Below are 22,567 nucleotides of genomic sequence, written 5' to 3'. Positions count from 1 at the left end.
CATAAAAGTTTATTCATAAAGGGCTAATACTTGTTTGAGTACATTTGTGTACCGATAAAATTGTTCAGTTTGTGTATCTCGCCGGTATTGACGCCTAAAGTCTTGAAAGAATGCTCTTCTTTGCGCCTGACTAATTTCAAGTTGTACACTTTTTCCTGTCAGACATTTGTTATTGATATTATCAGGATGCGTTCCAGAAAAACGATCAGATTCGGCTAGCAGCAATGCTTGAAAGCCATTTTGCGTTAAACGCTTCACAGTTTCTGCCGCTCTTTCTCTGTCTGTACCTCCCACTAACGTTTGAAGCACCTCTGTTTCTCCGTAGCCATGAAGTGCAAACGTATAATGATGGGTATGCACTTCCGAAAGGCAAAGCGGCTCATCAAAGCGTGTACTTGTAATATGAAGAACATGATTGCCTTTTACTTTAAGGCCTTCAAATAAATACATAGAATAGTCACTAGAAATTTCATGAACAAGCTCACTCACGCCTGATTCAATTCCTCCAGCATGAGGAGACAAAACTAGCAGCTGGTCACCTTTCCGCTTGTGAAGAATTTGATAATCAATCCCTTTTCTTTCATGAGCGGAGAGCTCTTCATAATTTTCATACGTATCGATAACTTGCCTCATGTCATCTGCTCCATTTCTTTATATGAGCATAAGTCTACTGATCCCTCATTCTTTTGTAAAGAGGTTTCGAATCAAATATACCACTTGAATTCTTCCTTAAATTTTCCTTACATTTACGGCATTCTGTTGAATTTTGAGAAAAAATGACCGATAATTGAAACGAATAGAACTTTTGGACTATATGAATCTTTTTGTATTCTCTCTCATAAATTAGAAATATTGTGATCTACATCTGGAGGAATTCATGTTAAAAAAGAAAACCACCCTCACTCTTATCATCTTACTCCTTAGCTTCGCTGGCATTATTTATTGGAAATGCTTCTCTCTTCAAGGCGTGTCTCACGGAACATTCATCCGCTCGATGTCATCACCTGACGGAATGTACATCATCAACACCTATCAGCATAGCGGAGGAAAGCTAAAGGAAAACGCAGTCAGAGCAGAAATTGAAAACAAACTGACCCACCGCAAGAAAACGATTTACTGGAAATACCCTGATAAGGACCCTCTCATCAAATGGAAAAACGGACAGCTTGTTCAAATTGGACATGAGTTTTTAAATGTGGTGAAAGGCGACACCTACGATTATCGCTTTGATCAGAACAAGAGAAAATAATGCATCAAAAAAACGAATCCCTCTTGGATTCGTTTTTTACGTTGACATGACGGTTTGCATGAATTTCTTCATATTCTTACTAACCGTCGTCAATCGATCGACAATTTCACTAAACTCTGTCACAAGTAAAGCCTGTTCCGATGAAGAACCTTTCATATGGTCCATACTTTCAAGTAATGTATGTATATTGGAGGAGATTCCTTGCAGTGAGCTTTCGATGTTTTCTGTTGCACGTGAAGTTTCACTTGAAAGCTTTTGAACCTCACTTGCTACAACACTAAAACCTGCTCCCTCTTTTCCTGCCCTGGCAGCTTCAATTGACGCATTCAATCCTAGCAAACTCGTTTGTTTCGAGATGCCTTTAATCATTTTTGTAATATCGGCTGTTTGTTTCGAGCTTTCAAGAGTTTGCTGCGTTTGTAAGGTCATCTCCTCACTTGTAGCAGAGAGCTCCTCTGAATGTGCCGCCACCACGTGCACTTTTTCTTGAATACTTTGAATAATGTCATTCAATGAATCCATATACGCTTCAAGCTCTATTTGATTTTTGAGTGGAAATCCTAAAGCGAGGGCACCAATCACTTGCCCATTTTCATCAAAAATAGGCAATCCCATCGCATTTAATGGTACTCCATACACTGATTCAGGCACAAACATACTCGATGTCTCACCTCTCAACGCTTTTTTCATATTCAGATCATCTGGTTTAATACGTTCACCAGCTCGAATTTGAAAATCAACATCTTTCGATGGCAAATACAGCAAAAATTTCTCTCGGTCAATGACACCCATCGTCACTTCATTTTTTAAAATCTGCATCATATAAGGTGCTGCTGTCACTATACTCTGTAGTATATCCATTTACTCTACCCCCTTGTATTATTTATCGGTCGTTCTTCTTAAAATAATAGTTAATTTTTAAAAATAATGATGATGATGAAAGTTATTTCTCATATGTACGAGTAAAAAGAAGGAAATTCCCTCTTTATATTCAACAAAACGTAAATTTGCTATAATTTAAGTATCAACATATGATGAAATGGTCATGTAATCATTTTATATATTCATTGGAGGCGCATGTTGTGAGACAACCTATGACATATGAGCGGGCGATCGTCATTGGCGGCGGCATGACGGGAATACTCGCTGCAAAAGTTTTATCAACGTTTTATCATCAAGTTTTCATTATCGAAAAGGACGAAATGCCAGACTCTCCTAAGAATCGTCTCGGCACTCCTCAAGCTTTTCATCCACATAGAATGCTGCCACTAGGCAAGCAAATAGTGGAACGTCTATTTCCTGGTTATACAAAAGAGTTACTGACAATGGGCGGATTTAATACGTGGCATCAAACCTCTCGTTTTATTACAAAAGATGGTGAGTTAACGCTTACTGATACCGAAGAAACAGCCGTCACAAGACGTGCCATGCTAGAGTGGGTGCTGATGCAAAGAATGTTAAATGAGGGACGGGTGCAATGTTTAGAAAAACATGAAGCCCTCTCACTTCAGTTGAAAGAGGGAACAAACCAAGTCATTGGACTGGTCGTGAAAGATCGGCATGAAAAACCAGGAAGCATTCGTGAAATGAAAGCAGACTTAGTGGTCGATGCGTCTGGAAGAATGTCTAAATTGCCAAAATGGCTGAAGGATGCTGGACTGACCTTACCACGGGCAGATGAATTAACGGTGTCACTCGGTTACAGCACAAGATACTACAAGATACAACTAGAAGCGCCATACCAGCAATCAATGGTCGTCGTGGGTCAGCCGGAAAGGCAAATCCCAACAGGACTATTTGAACGGGTAGATCATGATTTAGTAGCTGTTCTTCTCTCTGCAGCTGGCGGATCACATTATCCAACAACAGACGCTGATCAATTTGATTCAGAAACAGCTGCACTCGCGCATCCCGCAATAGCAGATGCCATCACTCATTTAACGCCCTATACAAAGCCAAAAGGATTTAGAGTCCCTTCTTGCGTGAGATATCACTATGAACAAATGCACGACTGGCCAAGTGGATTATTGGTGATGGGCGATGCCTTGTGTACATTAGATCCCATTCATGGTCAAGGAATGACAAAGGCCGCACTCGAAGCACAAACTCTTGAGCGCATGCTCAAACAAGCACAAGAAAATGAGCGGCTATCTTTTGAAAAGGACACGTTACAACAAATGCAGCACGCGAGTGAACTTGGCTGGTGGCTTTGTGCAATTGCTGATATGGCGTGGGAAGGCGTCGAGTTAAAAGGAGAAAAAACCATTCCTCATTTAACGTTTGTACAGGAATTTTTAAATCGCTACGTACAAAACGCCATTGTCACAAAACAGCCTAAATGTCTTGAAGCGTATCACCGGATGCATTCTTTCTTAATAGAACCGAGAGACATCATCAACTTAGAACAGTTGCATGTCATGATTCAAGCCGACGCCTCTGGAGAAACGGCTGAATGGTGGAGTCAGTGGGATCAAGAGGACGATAAACGCAATCGAGCTTTTTTCCATGAAGCGGTTCCTGACTTTCGTTTACAGCACTTGCTTTCATTAGATTGAAACAAAAAAAGCCCCTTAGTGGGGCTTTTTCATTAACGTAATAATTGAAGTACGTTTTGCGGCTGTTGGTTTGCTTGAGCTAACATTGCTTGAGACGCTTGAGAAAGAATGTTGTTCTTTGTGAACTCACTCATTTCTTTCGCCATGTCAACGTCACGAATACGTGACTCAGCAGCTGTTAAGTTTTCAGCAGAAGCACCAAGGTTGTTGATTGTGTGCTCGAGGCGGTTTTGGACTGCTCCAAGTTTAGAACGCTGGTCTGAAACTTGTTTGATCGCTCCATCAATGATTGCTAATTGATCGTTAAACCCACCTTCTTCATCTGCTGCAATTTCGGCGAAATCAGTTACTTTAATAGTAGAAACGGTTTTATCCTCAACTCCAAGTTTATCAGCAGACATTGCTTCAATATGAACTGACAATTGCTGCGCACCGTTAGCTCCAATTTGGAAAGTAAGTTTTTTCGGTTCTCCGTCTTCTGGTTCAGCAGCAAAAGTTCCATCAAGAAGTTTCTTTCCGTTGAATTCAGTACGGTCAGAAATACCGTTCTTATCTGTACCGTTCCCAATTTCCTGAACTAGTGCATCAATTTCCTCTTGAATTGCACCAAGGTCTGTTTCATCTTGTGTACCAGTGTTTCCAGCTTGAACGACTAGTTCACGTACACGTTGAAGGATTGAGTGAGTTTCAGTCAATGCACCCTCAGCTGTTTGAATAAGAGAGATACCGTCTTGAGCATTTTTCGTCGCCATTTCTAATCCGCGGATCTGACCACGCATTTTTTCAGAGATTGCTAGACCTGCTGCATCATCTCCTGCACGGTTAATTTTAAGACCAGAAGAAAGCTTCTCCATGTTCTTTTGTCCTGCTCCATTGTTTGCAGACAAACGGTTCAGTGTGTTAAGTGCTGCGATATTGTGGTTAATTCTCATTTCGTATTACCTCCATGTGTTTGAACCAATTGAACATCCTTGTCCAAAAGTTCTAAATTAGAATTTTTTTGTAAGCCTTACAATCCATTTATCGAACATCAATGGAATTTGTTTAACAAAAAAGGATTAAATAAGGAAAAAGCCTCATTTATTATGATCATTTCGCTAGTTTATATCAAATTTAAAGGTCATTTTTCATGATTTACCAGAGGGATTTAAGAATCATAAGACTGGGGGAAAATCGAAGAAAAAAACACCATAAAAAAAAGCCCCATTAAGGGGCCTGTCATTAACGTAGTAATTGAAGTACGTTTTGTGGCTGTTGGTTCGCTTGTGCAAGCATTGCTTGAGACGCTTGAGAAAGAATGTTGTTCTTTGTGAACTCACTCATTTCTTTCGCCATGTCAACGTCACGGATACGAGACTCAGCAGCTGTTAAGTTTTCAGAAGAAGCACCTAGGTTATTAATTGTGTGCTCTAGACGGTTTTGAACCGCACCTAGTTTAGAACGTTGATCTGACACTTGTTTGATTGCATTATCAACGATATCTAATTGATCATTGAAACCACCTGCAGCACCTGCAGCAATAGTTGCAAAATCAGTTACTTTAAGAGCTGAAACTGTTTTAGTTGCATCAGCTGGGTCTGTTCCAAGTTTATCAGCAGACATTGCTTTGATGTTTACATCTAATTTTTGTGCTTTGTTTGCACCAATTTGGAAAGTTAATGTAGCTGTTTCAAAATCACCATTCAACAATTTTTTACCGTTGAACTCAGTACGATCAGAGATACCATTTTTATCCGTACCGTTACCAATTTCTTGAACTAGGTTATTGATTTCTTCTTGAATTGCACCAAGATCTGTATCGTCTTGTGTACCCGTGTTTCCAGCTTGTACAACTAGTTCACGAACACGTTGAAGGATTGAGTGAGTTTCAGTCAATGCACCTTCAGCTGTTTGGATAAGAGAGATACCGTCTTGTGCGTTTTTAGAAGCCATTTCTAGTCCGCGGATTTGTCCACGCATTTTTTCAGAGATTGCTAAACCTGCTGCATCGTCTCCTGCACGGTTGATTTTAAGACCAGAAGAAAGTTTCTCCATGTTCTTTTGGCTCGCACCGTTGTTTGCAGACAAACGGTTCAATGTGTTAAGTGCTGCGATATTGTGGTTAATTCTCATTTCCTATTACCTCCATGTATGTGGGACCTAACAGACGTCCTTGTCTGAAAAAAGTCCTTTATTCTAGGGCTTATCAACCCTACAATTCTTTTATCGGAATATTTCATAGGAAGTTTAACACTTTTTAATATTTATTTATTAATTTATCAGTCTTAATTCATGATTTAGTTCTATGGAAAAGACGTATTGTGTGCTCCTTTTAAAATATTAGTTCTTCTTATCATATTTTTAATTTAAAATATAAGTACGCACCAAGTGGGTCTCACATGATATATTCAGGATCTGCTTTTTTCAAATATCAGTAGACATAAAAAAGCCCCATAAAGGGGCCCTTCATTAACGAAGTAATTGAAGTACGTTTTGTGGCTGTTGGTTCGCTTGTGCAAGCATTGCTTGAGATGCTTGAGAAAGAATGTTGTTCTTTGTGAACTCACTCATTTCTTTCGCCATGTCAACGTCACGAATACGAGACTCAGCAGCCGTTAAGTTTTCACCAGAAGCACCAAGGTTGTTGATTGTGTGCTCTAGACGGTTTTGAACTGCACCAAGTTTAGAACGTTGGTTAGATACTTGTTTGATAGCTCCATCAACGATATCTAATTGATCATCGAAAGAAAGTGCGCCTGCAGCAGCAGGAGTGGCAAATTGTGTTACATCGATGTCTGCTACTGCGTGGTCTGCTTTAAGAGTTCCGTCAGCTTCTAATGCACCAAGTGCTGTAGAAGACATTGCTTCGATGTTCACATCTAATTTTTGTGCTTTATTTGCACCGATTTGGAAAGTTAATGATTTTGCATTAGCACCAGCTGCGCTGAAAGAACCGTCAAGTAGTTTCTTTCCGTTAAATTCTGTACGGTCAGAGATACCGTTTTTGCCAGAACCGTCACCAATTTCTTGAACTAGGTTAGCGATTTCTTCTTGGATAGCACCAAGGTCTGTTTCATCCTGAGTACCTGTGTTTCCAGCTTGAACGACAAGCTCACGTACACGTTGAAGGATTGAGTGAGTTTCAGTCAATGCACCTTCAGCTGTTTGGATAAGAGAGATACCGTCTTGTGCGTTTTTCGTCGCCATTTCTAATCCGCGGATTTGTCCACGCATTTTTTCAGAAATTGCTAAACCTGCTGCATCGTCTCCTGCACGGTTGATTTTAAGACCAGAAGAAAGTTTCTCCATGTTCTTTTGGCTCGCACCGTTGTTTGCAGATAAACGGTTCAATGTGTTAAGTGCTGCGATATTGTGGTTAATTCTCATTTCCTATTACCTCCATGTATATGGGACCTGACAGACGTCCTTGTCTGAAAAAAGTCCTTAATTCTAGGGCTTAACAACCCTGACAATTCTTTTATCGGATTATTTCATAGGAAGTTTAACATTTTTTAATATTTATTGATCAATTTTACATATCTTTATTCACTATTTAGTTTCACAAAAATTTCTATTATGCTATTCGTTCAAGTGATGAGCACATAGCCTGTATTAAAATGAATAGGAACAAAATAAAAAAGCCCCATAAAGGGGCCTGTTATTAACGAAGTAATTGAAGTACGTTTTGTGGCTGTTGGTTCGCTTGTGCAAGCATTGCTTGAGACGCTTGAGAAAGAATGTTGTTCTTTGTGAACTCACTCATTTCTTTCGCCATGTCAACGTCACGGATACGAGACTCAGCAGCTGTTAAGTTTTCAGAAGAAGCACCAAGGTTGTTGATTGTGTGCTCTAGACGGTTTTGGACTGCACCAAGTTTAGAACGTTGGTCTGAAACTTGTTTGATCGCACCATCTACGATGTCTAGTTGTTGATCAAATGTAAGTGTTGGTGTAGCAGCAGCGAATTGTGTAACATCAATATTAGAGACTGCTTGACCCGCTACAAGAGTTCCATTATTAAGAGCCCCTAGTTTGTCAGAAGACATTGCTTCGATATTTACATCTAATTTTTGCGCTTTGTTTGCACCGATTTGGAATGTTAAAGTAGCTGTCCCATTAGCAAAGTCGCCATTCAACAATTTTTTACCGTTGAACTCAGTACGATCAGAGATACCATTTTTTCCAGTGCCATTACCAATTTCTTGAACCAGATTGTTGATCTCTTCCTGGATAGCACCAAGATCTGTTCCGTCTTGTGTCCCAGTGTTTCCAGCTTGAACAACAAGCTCACGTACACGTTGAAGGATCGAGTGAGTTTCAGTCAATGCACCTTCAGCTGTTTGGATAAGAGAGATACCGTCTTGTGCGTTTTTAGAAGCCATTTCTAATCCGCGGATTTGTCCACGCATTTTTTCAGAGATGGCAAGACCTGCTGCGTCATCTCCTGCACGGTTGATTTTAAGACCAGAAGAAAGCTTCTCCATGTTCTTTTGGCTCGCACCGTTGTTTGCAGACAAACGGTTTAATGTGTTAAGTGCTGCGATATTGTGGTTAATTCTCATTTCCTATTACCTCCATGTATGCGGGACCTGACAGACGTCCTTGTCTGAAAAAAGTCCTTCGTTCTAGGGCTTATCAACCCTGACAATTTTATTATCGGACGTGGTAATAGGATGTTTAGCAGATTTTTTTTGAAATATCGCATTTTTTCATGACTTTGATCCTAATTTTAACAATTTCACAAAAACAAAAACTGCTGATCTATCATCAGCAGTTTTGCCATTATATGAATATCATATCAGTATTGTTTGATATCAAACATTAAAATATTTTGGTACACCACATAATCCTTCTTACTTGTGAAAGACCCTTTATTGTGTTCATCATTGATTTCATAGAAGTTCATACCAATTCCAAAGCTTCTTTCTTTATACCAGTTAAGAAAATCGTTGATTTCTTTCATTGAAAGCAAATAATCTTTTTGCAGTCCATTTATCATAGTAATTGAAAGTATACCCTTTGTTACTTCTTCACCAGGTTTTGTTCCGTCTTGTTCCTTTGGTTCTTCTGTTGATCCATCCCCAGGCTTAGTCCCGTCCTGATCTTTCGGTTCTTCTGTTGACCCATCATCAGGTTTTGTTCCGTCTTGGTCTTTTGGTTCTTCTGTTGATCCATCACCAGGCTTTGTTCCGTCCTGATCTCTCGGCTCTTCTGTTGTGCCATCATCTGGTTTTGTCACATCCTGATCTTTTGGCTCTTCTATTGTATCATCATCTGGTTTTGCCTCATCTTCAGTTATTTGCAAGTCGTTTAATGGAATGGAAATCACTGATTTGTAATCACTTTTTGCAGAAAAATTCCCCATATAATATGAGTAGTTACGTCCGCCAATGACATACAAATGGTCATCAACAATTGCTGCAACAGCTGATACTCTACCTTCTGGTAAATCATATGCTGAATTTTTAAATTGGCCATTTTCTGGGTTGAAAATTTGAACTTTCTTCAGTATTTTACTTGAATAATCACCAGTCAGCTGTCCTCCAATAACGAAGAATTTCCCATTATATGTTTCGTAGGCTGGTTCAAATGAATATGAAGTTAAGTCACTATCTTTTAATTTACTCCATTTATCTATTGAAATATCATACTGGAACAAAGATCTTTCTCTACTATGCCCGATCGAATTTTCTCCACCGGCAACATATATTTTGCCGTCAATTGCAGATATAGCTCTCCCATTTCGAGACGGTAAAGCAGATGAGTTCAAGCTCTTCCATTCACCGGAGTCTGTATTATACTGGTAGACATTATTCTTATAAGAGTTTTTTGAAGATACAATATATATATTTTCTTTTACTGCAACTGCGTACAAAGTTCCCTTGCTATAAGTAGAAAACACAGGGTCTCTAGGTATTTGAATTGGCTCTTCAGCCCACTGATCAAGTTCTGTATCATATATATCAATTGTGTTATAAGCTGTTTTTGTTTCTTCGTTTATTCCACCTATTAGATATATTTTCTTACCTACTGTAGCATATGTACCGCCTGTTCTATTTGTCGGCATGCTCGTTTTTTCTTCCCAAACATCTTTCTTAGGGTCATACATAAATGTTTGATTATTTAACTTATTTTTTTCACTTGCTCCGCCAAATAAATAAATTTTTCCATCTACCACTCCTACACCGGCATTAATACGTTCTTCTGGTAAATCAGCTCGTTTTGTCCATCCAGTTGATTTTGTTTCTGCATCTGCTTTAAATGGACTAAGGGTACTTATTAAAAGAAGTACCATGATAAATAGTAAAAATTTCTTTTTCATTTTTATTCCTCCACATCATTATATTCCCTCCTTTTATCGATCTAATATTTGTAAAGTTTACAATTTAATGGCTTTTTAATTAAACTTTTTATAATAAAATCCTCACACATACATCACCGGCGTCGATATTTTAATAATCTTCCCGCCTCGACGATAAAATCTTGGGACGCGGCGACTTAAGGTGGCGATGACTTCGTAGTTGATTGTATTGAGCATTTCGGCGATTTCATCGACAGAAATTTCTCCGCCCTTTTGACGACCGTATATGACGACTTCCTCGCCTTGCTTTGCTTTCATTTCTCCTAAACTGATCATCGTCATATCCATTGTGACTCGGCCAGCAATCGGCATTCGTTTTCCGCGGAAAAGCATAAATCCCCGATTTGATAAAGCACGTGAGTACCCATCTGCGTAACCGATCGGTATGGTCGCAATGACTTCATCCGGTTTTGCTACATATGTTGCACCATAACTGACGGTCCTTGGCTCTGTCACCATTTCCTTTACGAACGCAATCCTTGCTTTTAAACTGAGAGCGGGCTCTAGCTGAACAGCGTCTAAGCTTTCAATGTATTGCGAGGGATACAGACCATATAGCCCGATGCCCAGCCGAATCATATCGGCGCTAAATTCAGGAAACGCGATAGCAGCCGCTGTATTGTTCATATGTACGGTTGGCAGCTTAATTCCTTGTTTTTTCAAAAAGCGAAGAAATTCAATAAAAATGCTGTGCTGCAGCAGCGTGAAGTCAGGGTCAGGCTCATCTGCAGTGGAGAAATGCGTAAAAATCCCGTCCCATCTAAGGTTTTCACTCTTTTCAAGAGCTTCCACCACTCCTAACAGCTCTTCCTTCGTTCGTACACCTAATCGTCCCATCCCTGTGTCGACATTGACATGAATCCCAAGCCGGCGATGACTTTCTTCTTCTTCCGCTAAGATCTCATTTGCTTCAACAATCCAGTCTTCACGAAGGCCAGATAGATCAATTCTCCAGGTCGCAGCCCTTTTCACACAGTCGAGCGGGGTAAATCCAAGAACCAAAATCGGTGCTTCAATTTTTGCTCTTCGCAGCACAATGCCTTCCTCCAAGCTAGCAACTGCGAGCTCCGTCGCACCGCTTTCCAGTGCCTGCCGAGCTACCTCCACTGAGCCATGTCCATAAGCATTCGCCTTCACAACAGCCATGATCTTACTTTTCCTCGGAATATGCGCTTGAATGGCTTCGATATTTCTTTTAATCGCATCGAGATTGACTTCGATCCAGACTTCCCTGCATAGCTTTTTCATTTATTTTTCCTCCTCATCACATGAGCGTTCTTTCTATCTCCATGTTCACTTTTGCGTCTAGTCTATCTTTATTCATTTTTAAGAAAAACATTCAACTACAATGACTGAACCTGCTTTGTCTTATCTCACAAAAAAAAGAAACCACATCAACTGTGATTTCTTCTCTATGTGCGATGATATTCAATGTCATCCGCAGATTTCATCATTGCATCAATATCATGATAAATCTCCTGCACATTTTCTCGTTCAGCTAAATAATGAGCATTGCTCTTACGAACAGGCACATCAAATTACAGGAAGTTGATTGTCATCGCATGTAATTCTTGGTCATTCGTTGTTAACCTTAATTCAAGCGTCGAGACCTCTTCTTTATCATTACTCTCCGCTAAATCAATCGGCACACCATCTTCTAACATCTCAACTTGTTTCAAATCTTTCATGGATAGCTCAGTGACTGCAAATCTATTTTTTCTAGTTGACCCGCCAGGCTGATATTCAATAAAGCGCATTTTCTTTAACTCAGCATCAATCGCAAAGCCCTTATCAACCTGCTCCGAAAAGATATAGGTAGATGCCTGAAACCCATCTTCGTGAAAAAGCATCATCATTTTGTCCAATAATATGTTGGGATCATTCTGTTCTTTTCGTCTTTGACATCTACCGGCTATGATTAAAATGACCAGTCCTCCGATGATGCTAAGAGCCGTTCCCCATCCATTCCCTACATCTACGAAAACAGTAAAACCTAAAATAGCAATCATAAAAGCAATGATAATGCCTATGATGAATATCACTCAATGCTCCTCCTATCATGACCCTTCATGAATGGTTTAGCCATAGTATAGCATTTGAAGTAAGGTGATTTAAGAATATTTATATGAAGAAAACAGACCATAAAGATCTGTTTTTCCATTGAACTTCATTCAAGTGTTTAAAAGATAGGCAGTAAGAATTCACACACGCCTTCTTCTTCTCTATATCTCTCCATAATAGATGCCTGACGCATGTTCAATTGATTGTTTTGGATCATGTGAGGCAATTGGCTCCAAAACAAATTCACTTTTTCGGTTGTATGTGTCACTGTAAACACAGCATACTTTCCCCCTTCAAAATGTCCAGTCTGAACCATTCGATCTTTTGAGAAATCTCTATTTGTCATCAACATGAGGTCGTATCTGCATTTTTCTGGTGGAATTTTTTCAGGATCATCTTGAGGAACACCATATATACCAAATTCCTTTAATTCATCAATTAATTGATGTTGATTGATCCATTTTTTAAATCTTTTCATCATCTCTACATTTTCTTTGCTACCATATGGTCCTATATTTCTCATAAACACCATTTTCATATTCGTTAACATTTCAATTTTGTAATTCATGATTTCCCTCCAACTCTTATTGGAAGATTGGCCAATCATTCCTTACATCCAACGGTAACATCCTTTAAAATATAATACAGTAGGATATTAAAAATAATTGAATTATGTTGGAAAAACATTCACAGGAATTGCGATTTAGATCATAAATTAAGTCATCTCATTTTCTCTTTAAATAGCATATCCAATTTTTTAAAATAAAAAAGAACGGTCTTTAGCCGCTCACTTGTTTATTGATTTTCCTTTGAATATTTAGCAAAGAGAAGGGTGACAATCAAATAGATAATTGTTCCGAAAAACAGACCATTTAACAAGCTGATAAACAATATTTCACAAACCAGGCCAACATAATAAGACACTGGCGTCCCTGGAAACACAGCCATATTGAACAGACTAATCATAAAGGTTAAAGCAAAAAATATAATGAAAATCTTTCGAAATACTGTTGATTTTAACATTGTCATTTCACTTCCTCCTCAGTATGTTTTCTATGAAAAAAATATTCTTTGTTCATAGCGTATATTCCGTTTTATAGTAAAAAGCCCATAAAGGGCTTTTTACTTAAGCAGTATAACCAATACTTGCAGTATGACCTCTCCTAGCTTCATCATGACTTGCTGTCACTTCAGACGTAAAATAACCAACAACACTTATGACACTAATCATCACGAATACTACTGATAACGTTTTAAATTTCATACTGACAGTCCCCCCGCTTTACTTGAGTTTGGAAATAAAGAATCTTTTCATAGAAATGCATCGCATTGTCTTTATCTCCCATTTCATTATAATATTTTGCAGCATCTTTTGCTAAATCTTCGAGGTCAGGATACATTGACTTTACTTCTAACAATTCCATTATTTTTTCCAACTGCTCAAAATTGTTGTCAATGTATAGGGATCTTAAAAACTTGAATATCAATAATAGAACATGGTCTTTCAGCTTTTCAGATAGTTCTATGCCGTTATTTAATGCATATGTACCTAAGTCCTGTTCTTTCTTTTTGAAGTAGGCTTTTGACAACATAATGAGCGGATCTAAGATTCTATTTAAATGCTCGTATCCCTGCTCTTTAAATGCTCGAATTGAATCATTAAAGTGAATAATCGCTTGTGCTAATTCTTTGTTATGAAAATAACTCAATCCTAAATTATAAAGTGCTGATCCTTTTAATCGTTTTGTTGAGTTGTCGGCGGCTTTTTCTAGTGCGTGTTGAAAATGGGGTATCGCTTTTTCGGGGCAGCCCATATCGATATAGTTTAATCCAATGACAAAAGAACATTGAATTTCTCTGACGGTGTATGTATCTTTTTCTCGGTAACATTCTATCGCCTGTGCGATATGGTGCATCGACATGTGGGTTTGTTTCATGTGGTAATAGATTTCTGCCATCTTGTAATTGAACTCGGCACGTTCAATATCGTCGCTGACAAGAGACAGCTTTTTTTCTGCCCGCTTATAGAAGGTAATCGCATTTAGGTATTCATAGTTTTCAAATTCGTACATGCCGTAGAAAAAATTAAAGTAATACTCGAGCAATCCTGTTAATTTTTCTTGATCCCTTTTGATCTTCATTGCGAGTTCCCTAAAGTTCGCCCGCTCTTTCCCATTTTCTAAAGGATTTAAGTAATCAAGCATTAATTTATGTCTGAACTCCATGAGTGAGAAATACAATAATAAATCTTGATTTTCTTCCATATGATCAAGCATTGATTTGATTTCCTCTTTATATGCTTCGGCGTCCGGTACGTTAAATCGTTGAATATGATAATACCATTCATTGATTTTCAAACCGACGTGAGAAGAAAGTACTTTCTCCATCAGCCCTTACCCCTTCCTCTATTTCCCCTATAATGACATATATTATCATTTCATGAGCCATCCGGCACCGAAAAGAAACCGCAAAAAAACAAAAAAGCTTCTTCTAAAGAAGCCAAGTGATTGATCGTCATTTTGATAAGGAGGAATAACTGAGCTCGCGCCCCTGTACTCTCTGAAATAAGATGATACAATCAGGTCTAACGAAATATTTACATCCAGTATACCCTTCACGTCATACTTGATTTAATCGTTTCCATTTACGAATTTGAGTACGGAAATTTTTAAAAGGGGCAACGGTATTCACATGAATAAATTTATAAACTGGCCAAACCGCCTTTGCTGTAGCGCCATCCGCCCATTTTCGTTGATGAGGTTCAAACACTTCTGCTTCACTCATACGATCCAACATATCACAAATAGTTAACACATTCTGTTTGAGCTGAGCTCTTAATGCGACTAGTGATTGACAGGCATACTTCTCATTAAAAAGAGAATATAATGCGCCAAGCTGATTCCATTTGTATCCTTCTGCTGGCGTATGGACAACCTTTCCTTCAGTTTCGTTTTGCTCCCATTGAAGCAGCAGGGTTGTCCAACCAACTTGATAGGCCAAGTTTTCTGCAGGAGTTCGGCTTACATCCTCTATTCGATCATCTTTCATTTCTTCTGGAATCATATCGAATTCTTCATCGTATTGATTGTACGATTTCATGATTGCTTGTTTTAAAATGTCTTTCGACTCATAGGTTGTCATCATATTCACCTCTAGTTCTTTTCGTGAAAATTTTCCTCAGAACACATCTTGCAAAAGTAAAAAAAATAACTAGAGCTCATGATACTGAATTATTCTAATGTTTTCTGCTTTATTGTCTCTATTATAATCAAACTCTTAATCGAGCAAAAAAGCAATAGCATTTCTGGTTAAATGAAAGCATCTACGTAAGTTTAATAAAGAATATCTATAAAACCGGCTGCGAAAAATAAAGACACTCTTTACGTTCTATCATAAACAAGCACCCAGTATTTCGCCCCAGGTTCCCCTTCTTCTACAACAGCCTTCCAGCCTCTTTTTTGATAAAAAGACAAAGCTTTGTGATTGTCAGAGACACATTTGAGGGTGACCGGTGTTCCGAGCACTTTTATAGCATGTTTGAGAAGCAAGTTGCCAACTCCTTGACCAGCAGCTTCGGGATGTACAAACAAGAGGTGAATAAAACGATCTGGTACATATAGAGAAATGAATCCGAGGATTTTATTGTTTTCCTCTGCTAAGAAAATTTGCTCTTCCAGCGTATCTTGATCAAAATCTTGCAGATTGATTTCTTCTGTATTGAGCCAGTGAAAGCTCTGACGGCGGGATTCTAAATAGATTTGTCTTAATTTTGGATAATCTTCTATGCTTGCTTCTCTAATCAACATCACAACATCCCCCCTGTTTTTATTTGAATGTTAATTCACCTCTAGAATGTGTTTTGCCTGTATTCTACCTGCCAATAACAATTGATCGCTGAACTGCGAATCATTGACAGCACGTGCAAGAGCGATTGTACCGACCATGCTGCTTACTAGTGCGTAACTCGTAGAGAGACCGATGTTTCCCGTATCGGCTATAAACGCCATAAACCGTTTCAATTCATCCGTATAGGCTTTCCGTACCTCTTGCGATAATTGAGAAATCTCCCCTGCAAGTGCAGGCAGTATACAGCCGACCTCCGTCTGATCACGGTGAACGGAACTTAAATAGAATTCAATGATCGTCTGAATTCGAGACTGGTCTGCTTTCTTGTCTGCAACACTTTGCAGCAGCTTTATCGTATCAGTAATAGCAAAATGAAAAGCCTCTATCACCAACTGATCCTTGTTCTTAAAATGAGCGTAAAACCCTCCATGAGTTAGACCTGCCCCTTTCATAATGAATGGCAAACTGATATTACGAACGCCATTTGTTCGAAATGCTCGTGCAGCACTTGCAATGATTTGCTCTCTCACTTTTGACTTATGACCTTTCGGATAAGGCATCTTCTTACTCCCCTCCTTCACTTTAACTCTTTTTAAGTGTGTTTATCAAAATATTATAATCATCATATTTTCTTGTGTCAATTGACTGAAATCCATCTTTCCTCACTTAGATGGGATTGACTTCATCAAAATATGATGACTATAATATATTATGATCATCATATTTTAAGACGGAGGTGCAAGAAATGATTCATTTAGAAACAGTAGATACTTTAGTGATCGGATCAGGTCCGGGAGGCTACGTGGCGGCATTACGTTCAGCTCATCTCGGCATGAAAACAGCGATTGTAGAGCGTGATCAATTAGGTGGAGTATGTACCCATGTAGGCTGTATCCCTTCTAAAGCGCTAATAGCAGAAGCAGAGCGGTTCAAACTCCGCACACAATTGGGGGTTTTTCAAGAAAGCGGCTCTTTCAAGGATGCTCAAGCGTTCAAAAAAGCTGTTGTGAAAAAACAAGCTGGAGGCGTCCAATTTTTGCTAAAGTCAGCGGGAGTTACCATTCTGGAAGGTGAGGCAAGCTTGATCGATCATCATACAGCGGTGATTCAACATGCCGAAAAAGGTGAAAAGCGAATCAATTTCAAACACCTAATACTAGCAACTGGTTCCCGTCCAATCGAAATTAGATCACTCCCTTTCGGAGGTCGTATATTGTCTTCAACTGAAGCACTATCCCTTCCTAAAATTCCGAAAAGCCTTGTCGTAGTTGGAGGTGGTTATATTGGGGTTGAACTAGGACAGATGTTTGCAAGGTTTGGAGCAAACGTCACCATTTTGGAAGGTGGCAATCAAGTATTGCCTGGCTTTGAAAGTGAACTTGTCTCGCCTGTCGTTCGACAATTGAAAGAAGATAACATCACCCTGATTACAGGAGCAAACGTCACAGATGCCAAGCAGCATATAAACGGAATTGATCTTCATTATGAGAAACAGAAAGAAAGCTACACGGTGAAAGCGGAATATGCACTGATTACTGTCGGAAGAAAACCGAATACAGATGATTCATTAGGCCTTGATTCTATCGGGTTGTCCATTACCCCTCACGGACTGATTGAAGTTGATGAACAATGCAGAACATCCATTCCGCACATATATGCCATTGGTGATATCACCGAGGGTCCTGCTCTGGCTCATAAAGCTTCCTATGAAGCGAAGGTTGCAGCAGAGGCAATCGCTGGTAAACCTTCTATTATAGATTATAAAGCGATCCCACTTGTTGTGTTTTCCAGCCCAGAATTGACGAGTGTTGGACTGAGCGAAACAGATTGCAAGCAACAATCCATTCCGACTGTCATTGGAAAAACAATGTTCTCCATTAATGGTCGAGCACTGTCATTAAAAGAACCAGAAGGATTTGTGAAGATTGTAGCTCATGCCGAATCTGGCCTTATTTTAGGAGCACAAATCGTAGGTGCAGAAGCATCTACTCTTATATCAGAACTTTCTCTCTCTATTGAAATTGGTGCTACAGTAGAAGATTTAGCAATGACGATTCATCCTCACCCAACATTAGGTGAAATGATCATGGAAGCTGCAGAAATGGCCACCCGTAAAGTTGAAAAATATCTTGCACGATAATTGGTTCAGGTGTAGTTTCTAAAATTGAGCAAAAATAATCGCCATAGCTTATTTATTTAAGAATAATAGGCTATGGCGATTTCAATTGAGCACTCATATTAAAACGTCGGTCAATTTATCGTTAATTGGATCCTACTTCACGCTTTTTACCGAGATTCATGGATAACTGAACGCCAATCATCAGCATGACGATGACAAGCATTGCCACAATAGAAGCATAAAAATGTCCGCTTAGATCGAAAACCAAGCCAATGAAAAACGGACCGAATCCTCCCATGATATACCCGCCCATCTGCGACATGGCGGACCAAGTTCCGGCTTCCTCTGGAGTACGCGTCTCTATAATCGGTAGCATGAGCGCTAAAGGAAATAATCCACCTGCACCCATACCTAGGAAAATGACAGCTGGCAAGATCGGCATTGGCAGAAGAAGAAAGATGAGGCCAATCAGCTCAGACAGACTGCATAAGATGAGAAATAATTTCGGTTTTCCTAATCGAGTAACGACCGCTGGAACGAGTAGTGCCACCGGAATCTGAATGAGTGTAAATATGGTCAGCAGCATGGCAGCATATTGCGGACTGTTTCCAAAACTAAGAGCAATCGGTGAAATCCATGCCGTCAAAGAATAAAACATGCTGGACATAAAGCCAAAAAACAAGGTAAATTGAATCGCCTTTTTGTTTCGCAGCGGCAATTTTAGCGGCAAGGTAACAAAATCACTCTGCTCATTTTTGCGAGCAATACCTACCCAGAGAATAAGCGCGATCACCCCTAGAATAGCCCAGCAAGACAATGCAAACGGAAGATGGTGACTGCGTAGGTAAATCGGAATGGTGAAGCCGGAAGCAAGTGCTGCACCTATTGTCATCGAAATGGAATAAACACTGACAATACCAGGATTTCTCGGGAAATGCTTTTTAATAAAACTAGACAATAAAGGACCCGCGAAGCTAATCCCTACCCCTCCTGCAAATGCAGTCATGAGCAGAATAGCGACCGATTGGCTTGTACCTCGCAGCGCTGTGGCGATCGTGATGAGAAGAATCGAGAAAAAAAGCGTTCTCTCTAAACCAAAACGCCGGCTGAGTGTCGTCGCAACGGGAGCAAACACCCCCATACAAAGGACAGGCAAAGTGGTCAAAAGACTGGCTGTCAGTGCGTTCACACCAAGCTCTGATTGGATCATACTCATCATAGAAGCGACGGATGTAATGATTGGGCGCAAGTTTAATGCAGCTAAAAATAAAGCGGCTAAATAAAATATTTTTTTCATCAATGCACTTCTTCCTCTCTACTTGTTGAAGTTACTTTGAGTATAAATCCGCCGCATTCATTGATCAATACAATAATTCGTATTATGATGATAGTAAAAAACTATTATTAATGAAAGGATGACAAATGGATACTCGGCATATTACATATTTCATGGCTGTATTCGATCATTTACATTTCACAAAAGCTGCTGAGCAATTAGGGATATCACAGCCTACATTAAGCCAGCAGATCCGGCTGCTTGAAGCAGAAGTTGGGATGCCGCTCTTTGATCGAATCGGCAAAAAAGTCGTCGCAACCGAAGCAGGTACTCTGCTTTATCAATATGGGATGAAAATGCTTCAAGCTGAAAGAGATGCAAAAAATGCGATGAAAGAACTACTATCTGAAAAACGGGGAAACGTTCGACTTGCCGTTCTCCCTTCCGATCTTGACTTTCAGCTTGTTCCGCTATTTGTAGAATTTAAAACACTTTATCCTGAAACCAATCTGAAAGCATATTCAACGATCTTCGTTCGTGAAGAGGTTCTGTCGCATAAGGTGGATCTCGGCATCGGGCTGAGAGGGCCTGCGGATAAGCGTCTCATTCAAATTCCACTTGGAAGTGAGCCCTACGAATTATTTGCTCATTCAGAAAGTGAACTAGCCCAACAGAGTGAAGTAACATTGGAAGAGCTGACGCAGCATGCTTTGGTTATGTATCCGAAGGGATATCTAGGAAGAGATTTAGTAGAAGACGTATGTAAAGAACAGGGTGTGGAACTAGACACTGTCATGGAGGTTGGGTCCGCATCTTCATTATTGCAGCTGGTTGAAGCCGGCATCGGTGCAACCATTCAGCCGCGAGGATTGCTGCAACAACATGCGACATGGCCAAATATTGTTTCGATTCCTATTGCTGATCCGGCACCTGTTCGTCACTTGGAATTAACTTATTATGCAGATCGATTTGTCAGCAAAGCACAGCAGCAGCTATCTGAATGGCTAATAGACTTTTTCAAATCAAGAACAAACTAAAAATGAGGGTAAAACATGAAGAATGCAAACAGCATATTTACAAGGACAAACCGGGTAGCGATTCGTCAATTTGATCTGCAAGATATTGAAGCATTTTATCAGTATCGAGCAAACCCCTCTATTGCAATCTATTTAAAGGAAAGGGCTATATTCACGAAGCCTTGAGTTCAATGATCGAATATATTTTCACTACACTGAACAAGCATAAAATCATTGCCTTTACTGATGTGCGCAATGAAAAATCTATTCGCGTGCTGGAACGTTTAGAAATGAGACGCGATGGACATTTGCTTCAAAATGATATGTCAAAAGGACATTGGGTTGATGAATATCAATATGCGATTCTTCAATCGGAGTGGGCCGCTAAGCGCCATTAAAAGACGCTTTTGATAAACCTTCTATATACATATAGAACTTTTCTATAACGCTCACCATGCTTTCTTTTTTTATAATAGAAAAAAAAGAAATGTGGTGGCGTATATGTCTACAACGATCGGAATTATGGGCGGGATGGGTCCTTTAGCAACGATTGATCTGATGAAAAAAATCATTTCTCATACTCCAGCGATAAAAGATCAGGATCATCTCCATGTGATTGCTGATAATTATCCGCAAATCCCTGACAGAACCAATGCCATATTTGGGAAAGGCAAAGATCCTACAGATGATATGATTGCATCAGCTAAGAGATTAGAACGTGCAGGAGCGGACTTTATTCTCATTGCATGCAATACCGCTCACTTCTTTTTAGAAAACATACGACATTCCACTCATATCCCTATCATGAATATGCCATTAGAAACCGCAAGTTACCTAAACAAACATCACTATACATCTGTGGGCTTACTATGTACTGATGGCACATTAAAAACCGAGCTCTATCAAAGGGCTTGTGCTCATCACAAGATTGACGTCATGACTCCTAGTGAAAATCTTCAGAAGAGCGTTATGAATGGGATATATGCGGTGAAAGCAGGAAAATTAAGTAAAGGCGAAAGTGAATTAGCGGTAGCTGCAGAGATTTTAATCAATCAAGGGGCAGAAGCCATCATTGCCGGCTGTACAGAAATCCCCTTAGTCTTAAGGTCAACTAAAGATGTGAAAGTGATTGACCCTACTGTCATTTTGGCGAAAGAAGCTGTAAAATTAGTGTATGAGCTTGAAAAGCTAAACATTTAAAGAACGTAGTATAAGGGGATAAAATGAATATTGAGAATATAGAAGCGTTTATTTACGTATGCCAGCTAGGCAGTATCAATAAAGCTGCGGAAGCACTGTATTTAACCCAGCCTTCTGTTTCGGCACGTATTCAATCGTTAGAAAAAGAATTAGACCTAAAATTATTTGATAGACAGAGAAATAAACTATCTCTGACGGAAAAAGGTGAACAGTTTTACCCGCATGCCAAAAAGATCCTCCATTCTTATCAAGAAGCAAAGCATAGTCTCAAACAAACGATGATTCCTTATGAATTGACGATTGGATGCGCATCCTCTATTTCCAATAATCTATTGCCTAACATATTGCCCGCCCTAAAAGAAAAATACGAAAACCTGAAAGTGAAAATCGTAACAGGACACTCAAAGGATGTTGTCCAAAAAGTGATTAACAACCAAGTAGACTTTGGCATTGTCAGGACTGAAACACATCCTCAAATTGAATCAATCCCGATTTTCAGTGATCCAATCGGGCTGTTCGTCCCAACTCATCACCCGCTCGCTAGCCTTGACAACATTAATATGAAAGAACTAGAAGAACAGCCTTTTATTTTCTTTGACTATGGGTCATTTGATTGGTTGATGCTCCACCGATTATTTCAAAAAAACAGCATCACACCGAACATTTCCATTGAGGTTGATAATATGGAAACCGCAAAAAATTTAGTGCTTCAAGGAATGGGACTATCGTTTCTACCTCATCATTGCGTGAGAAATGAGGTAGAACAAGGAACATTAAAACAAATTTCAATCGATCCATCCATCAATTTCAACATCAATATCGAGTTCATTTATAAAAAAGGAAAATCCAAATCAGTTTTCATTGATCAACTCAAACAGTTTTTTCATGAATTAGATTAAGCAGCTT

The 22,567-nt window shown here is 39.3% G+C and carries 22 protein-coding genes and 1 pseudogene; 7 read left to right on the top strand and 16 right to left on the bottom strand.

Going from position 1 to position 22,567, the window contains the following annotated elements; translation table 11 throughout:
• Positions 1-9 precede the first annotated feature (9 nt).
• Positions 10-633 (bottom strand): poly-gamma-glutamate hydrolase family protein, encoded by a 624-nt coding sequence (locus MKZ05_RS06165; RefSeq protein WP_339161853.1) that lies wholly within the window; start codon positions 631-633, stop codon positions 10-12.
• Between the two features lie 244 nt (positions 634-877).
• On the opposite strand from MKZ05_RS06165, the gene MKZ05_RS06160 reads away from it, so the two are divergent.
• The gene (locus MKZ05_RS06160) at positions 878-1,249 is read left to right on the top strand and encodes a DUF5412 domain-containing protein (RefSeq protein ID WP_058014230.1); all 372 of its coding nucleotides are present in this window, start codon (positions 878-880) and stop codon (positions 1,247-1,249) included.
• Between the two features lie 36 nt (positions 1,250-1,285).
• Here MKZ05_RS06160 and MKZ05_RS06155 read toward each other — a convergent pair whose 3' ends face one another.
• Positions 1,286-2,110, bottom strand: coding sequence for a methyl-accepting chemotaxis protein (locus tag MKZ05_RS06155; RefSeq protein ID WP_050945225.1), 825 nt, complete (start codon positions 2,108-2,110; stop codon positions 1,286-1,288).
• A gap of 221 nt (positions 2,111-2,331) precedes the next feature.
• Here MKZ05_RS06155 and MKZ05_RS06150 point away from each other — a divergent pair, with 221 nt between their 5' ends.
• Positions 2,332-3,804, top strand: coding sequence for an FAD-dependent monooxygenase (locus MKZ05_RS06150; RefSeq protein WP_339161849.1), 1,473 nt, complete (start codon positions 2,332-2,334; stop codon positions 3,802-3,804).
• A gap of 32 nt (positions 3,805-3,836) precedes the next feature.
• Here the strand turns inward: MKZ05_RS06150 and hag (MKZ05_RS06145) are convergent, their stop codons facing one another.
• From hag (MKZ05_RS06145) to MKZ05_RS06085, 13 genes are all read right to left on the bottom strand, one after another.
• On the bottom strand, positions 3,837-4,736 hold the full coding sequence (gene hag, locus MKZ05_RS06145) for a flagellin Hag (protein WP_003211802.1): 900 nt from the start codon (positions 4,734-4,736) through the stop codon (positions 3,837-3,839).
• A gap of 289 nt (positions 4,737-5,025) precedes the next feature.
• Positions 5,026-5,916 (bottom strand): flagellin Hag, encoded by an 891-nt coding sequence (gene hag, locus MKZ05_RS06140; protein ID WP_044141244.1) that lies wholly within the window; start codon positions 5,914-5,916, stop codon positions 5,026-5,028.
• Between the two features lie 336 nt (positions 5,917-6,252).
• Positions 6,253-7,170 (bottom strand): flagellin Hag, encoded by a 918-nt coding sequence (hag, locus tag MKZ05_RS06135; protein ID WP_284906259.1) that lies wholly within the window; start codon positions 7,168-7,170, stop codon positions 6,253-6,255.
• Between the two features lie 274 nt (positions 7,171-7,444).
• Positions 7,445-8,344 (bottom strand): flagellin Hag, encoded by a 900-nt coding sequence (hag, locus tag MKZ05_RS06130; protein WP_044141242.1) that lies wholly within the window; start codon positions 8,342-8,344, stop codon positions 7,445-7,447.
• Between the two features lie 236 nt (positions 8,345-8,580).
• Positions 8,581-10,104: a kelch repeat-containing protein gene (locus MKZ05_RS06125; protein ID WP_339161844.1), complete on the bottom strand. Its 1,524-nt coding sequence runs from the start codon at positions 10,102-10,104 to the stop codon at positions 8,581-8,583.
• Positions 10,105-10,206: 102 nt separating this feature from the next.
• Positions 10,207-11,391 (bottom strand): alanine racemase, encoded by a 1,185-nt coding sequence (gene alr / locus MKZ05_RS06120; protein WP_339161841.1) that lies wholly within the window; start codon positions 11,389-11,391, stop codon positions 10,207-10,209.
• 290 nt (positions 11,392-11,681) lie between these two features.
• The gene (locus tag MKZ05_RS06115) at positions 11,682-12,185 is read right to left on the bottom strand and encodes a hypothetical protein (RefSeq protein ID WP_339161838.1); all 504 of its coding nucleotides are present in this window, start codon (positions 12,183-12,185) and stop codon (positions 11,682-11,684) included.
• Positions 12,186-12,322: 137 nt separating this feature from the next.
• Positions 12,323-12,772: a GyrI-like domain-containing protein gene (locus MKZ05_RS06110; protein WP_339161835.1), complete on the bottom strand. Its 450-nt coding sequence runs from the start codon at positions 12,770-12,772 to the stop codon at positions 12,323-12,325.
• A gap of 227 nt (positions 12,773-12,999) precedes the next feature.
• Complete coding sequence (locus tag MKZ05_RS06105; RefSeq protein ID WP_226805060.1) at positions 13,000-13,233, bottom strand: hypothetical protein; 234 nt, start codon at positions 13,231-13,233, stop codon at positions 13,000-13,002.
• Between the two features lie 224 nt (positions 13,234-13,457).
• Entirely contained in the window at positions 13,458-14,591 is a 1,134-nt protein-coding gene (locus MKZ05_RS06100; RefSeq protein WP_050945233.1) for a Rap family tetratricopeptide repeat protein, read from the bottom strand.
• Between the two features lie 232 nt (positions 14,592-14,823).
• Positions 14,824-15,345, bottom strand: coding sequence for a ClbS/DfsB family four-helix bundle protein (locus MKZ05_RS06095; RefSeq protein ID WP_106029862.1), 522 nt, complete (start codon positions 15,343-15,345; stop codon positions 14,824-14,826).
• 239 nt (positions 15,346-15,584) lie between these two features.
• Entirely contained in the window at positions 15,585-16,010 is a 426-nt protein-coding gene (locus MKZ05_RS06090; protein WP_339161831.1) for a GNAT family N-acetyltransferase, read from the bottom strand.
• Between the two features lie 30 nt (positions 16,011-16,040).
• Complete coding sequence (locus MKZ05_RS06085) at positions 16,041-16,610, bottom strand: TetR/AcrR family transcriptional regulator (RefSeq protein WP_251190962.1); 570 nt, start codon at positions 16,608-16,610, stop codon at positions 16,041-16,043.
• A gap of 185 nt (positions 16,611-16,795) precedes the next feature.
• Here MKZ05_RS06085 and lpdA point away from each other — a divergent pair, with 185 nt between their 5' ends.
• Positions 16,796-18,190, top strand: a complete 1,395-nt coding sequence (gene lpdA, locus MKZ05_RS06080) for a dihydrolipoyl dehydrogenase (RefSeq protein WP_339161829.1) — start codon at positions 16,796-16,798, stop codon at positions 18,188-18,190.
• A 121-nt stretch (positions 18,191-18,311) separates the two neighbouring features.
• On the opposite strand, the gene MKZ05_RS06075 is transcribed toward lpdA, so the two are convergent.
• Positions 18,312-19,466 carry an MFS transporter gene (locus tag MKZ05_RS06075; RefSeq protein ID WP_339161827.1) on the bottom strand — a complete coding sequence of 385 codons (1,155 nt, stop codon included), beginning with the start codon at positions 19,464-19,466 and terminating at the stop codon, positions 18,312-18,314.
• A 125-nt stretch (positions 19,467-19,591) separates the two neighbouring features.
• Between MKZ05_RS06075 and MKZ05_RS06070 the strand changes: the two genes are divergently transcribed.
• From MKZ05_RS06070 to MKZ05_RS06055, 4 genes and pseudogenes are all read left to right on the top strand, one after another.
• Entirely contained in the window at positions 19,592-20,482 is an 891-nt protein-coding gene (locus MKZ05_RS06070) for a LysR family transcriptional regulator (RefSeq protein WP_253622710.1), read from the top strand.
• Positions 20,483-20,497: 15 nt separating this feature from the next.
• Positions 20,498-20,859 (top strand): annotated as a pseudogene (locus tag MKZ05_RS06065) (GNAT family protein).
• Positions 20,860-20,962: 103 nt separating this feature from the next.
• Positions 20,963-21,661 carry an amino acid racemase gene (locus MKZ05_RS06060; protein ID WP_339161824.1) on the top strand — a complete coding sequence of 233 codons (699 nt, stop codon included), beginning with the start codon at positions 20,963-20,965 and terminating at the stop codon, positions 21,659-21,661.
• A gap of 23 nt (positions 21,662-21,684) precedes the next feature.
• Positions 21,685-22,560 carry a LysR family transcriptional regulator gene (locus MKZ05_RS06055; protein WP_339161822.1) on the top strand — a complete coding sequence of 292 codons (876 nt, stop codon included), beginning with the start codon at positions 21,685-21,687 and terminating at the stop codon, positions 22,558-22,560.
• Positions 22,561-22,567 lie beyond the last annotated feature (7 nt).

The sequence above is a fragment of the Bacillus sp. FSL M8-0277 genome, from assembly GCF_037975305.1.
Classification (GTDB): Bacteria; Bacillota; Bacilli; order Bacillales; family Bacillaceae; genus Bacillus; species Bacillus pumilus.
This window is presented reverse-complemented; position numbering and strand designations above follow the sequence as displayed.

What these genes read in the sequence shown, in the direction of transcription:
- MKZ05_RS06160 (WP_058014230.1), top strand. Translation starts at nt 878, where the DNA reads ATGTTAAAAAAGAAAACCACCCTCACTCTTATCATCTTACTCCTTAGC.
- MKZ05_RS06070 (WP_253622710.1), top strand. Translation starts at nt 19,592, where the DNA reads ATGGATACTCGGCATATTACATATTTCATGGCTGTATTCGATCATTTA.
- hag (WP_284906259.1), bottom strand. Translation starts at nt 7,170, where the DNA reads ATGAGAATTAACCACAATATCGCAGCACTTAACACATTGAACCGTTTA.
- MKZ05_RS06125 (WP_339161844.1), bottom strand. Translation starts at nt 10,104, where the DNA reads ATGAAAAAGAAATTTTTACTATTTATCATGGTACTTCTTTTAATAAGT.
- MKZ05_RS06095 (WP_106029862.1), bottom strand. Translation starts at nt 15,345, where the DNA reads ATGACAACCTATGAGTCGAAAGACATTTTAAAACAAGCAATCATGAAA.
- MKZ05_RS06110 (WP_339161835.1), bottom strand. Translation starts at nt 12,772, where the DNA reads ATGAATTACAAAATTGAAATGTTAACGAATATGAAAATGGTGTTTATG.
- MKZ05_RS06055 (WP_339161822.1), top strand. Translation starts at nt 21,685, where the DNA reads ATGAATATTGAGAATATAGAAGCGTTTATTTACGTATGCCAGCTAGGC.
- MKZ05_RS06090 (WP_339161831.1), bottom strand. Translation starts at nt 16,010, where the DNA reads ATGTTGATTAGAGAAGCAAGCATAGAAGATTATCCAAAATTAAGACAA.
- hag (WP_044141242.1), bottom strand. Translation starts at nt 8,344, where the DNA reads ATGAGAATTAACCACAATATCGCAGCACTTAACACATTAAACCGTTTG.
- MKZ05_RS06165 (WP_339161853.1), bottom strand. Translation starts at nt 633, where the DNA reads ATGAGGCAAGTTATCGATACGTATGAAAATTATGAAGAGCTCTCCGCT.
- hag (WP_044141244.1), bottom strand. Translation starts at nt 5,916, where the DNA reads ATGAGAATTAACCACAATATCGCAGCACTTAACACATTGAACCGTTTG.
- MKZ05_RS06075 (WP_339161827.1), bottom strand. Translation starts at nt 19,466, where the DNA reads ATGAAAAAAATATTTTATTTAGCCGCTTTATTTTTAGCTGCATTAAAC.
- MKZ05_RS06060 (WP_339161824.1), top strand. Translation starts at nt 20,963, where the DNA reads ATGTCTACAACGATCGGAATTATGGGCGGGATGGGTCCTTTAGCAACG.
- MKZ05_RS06085 (WP_251190962.1), bottom strand. Translation starts at nt 16,610, where the DNA reads ATGCCTTATCCGAAAGGTCATAAGTCAAAAGTGAGAGAGCAAATCATT.
- alr (WP_339161841.1), bottom strand. Translation starts at nt 11,391, where the DNA reads ATGAAAAAGCTATGCAGGGAAGTCTGGATCGAAGTCAATCTCGATGCG.
- lpdA (WP_339161829.1), top strand. Translation starts at nt 16,796, where the DNA reads ATGATTCATTTAGAAACAGTAGATACTTTAGTGATCGGATCAGGTCCG.
- hag (WP_003211802.1), bottom strand. Translation starts at nt 4,736, where the DNA reads ATGAGAATTAACCACAATATCGCAGCACTTAACACACTGAACCGTTTG.
- MKZ05_RS06105 (WP_226805060.1), bottom strand. Translation starts at nt 13,233, where the DNA reads ATGACAATGTTAAAATCAACAGTATTTCGAAAGATTTTCATTATATTT.
- MKZ05_RS06100 (WP_050945233.1), bottom strand. Translation starts at nt 14,591, where the DNA reads ATGGAGAAAGTACTTTCTTCTCACGTCGGTTTGAAAATCAATGAATGG.
- MKZ05_RS06155 (WP_050945225.1), bottom strand. Translation starts at nt 2,110, where the DNA reads ATGGATATACTACAGAGTATAGTGACAGCAGCACCTTATATGATGCAG.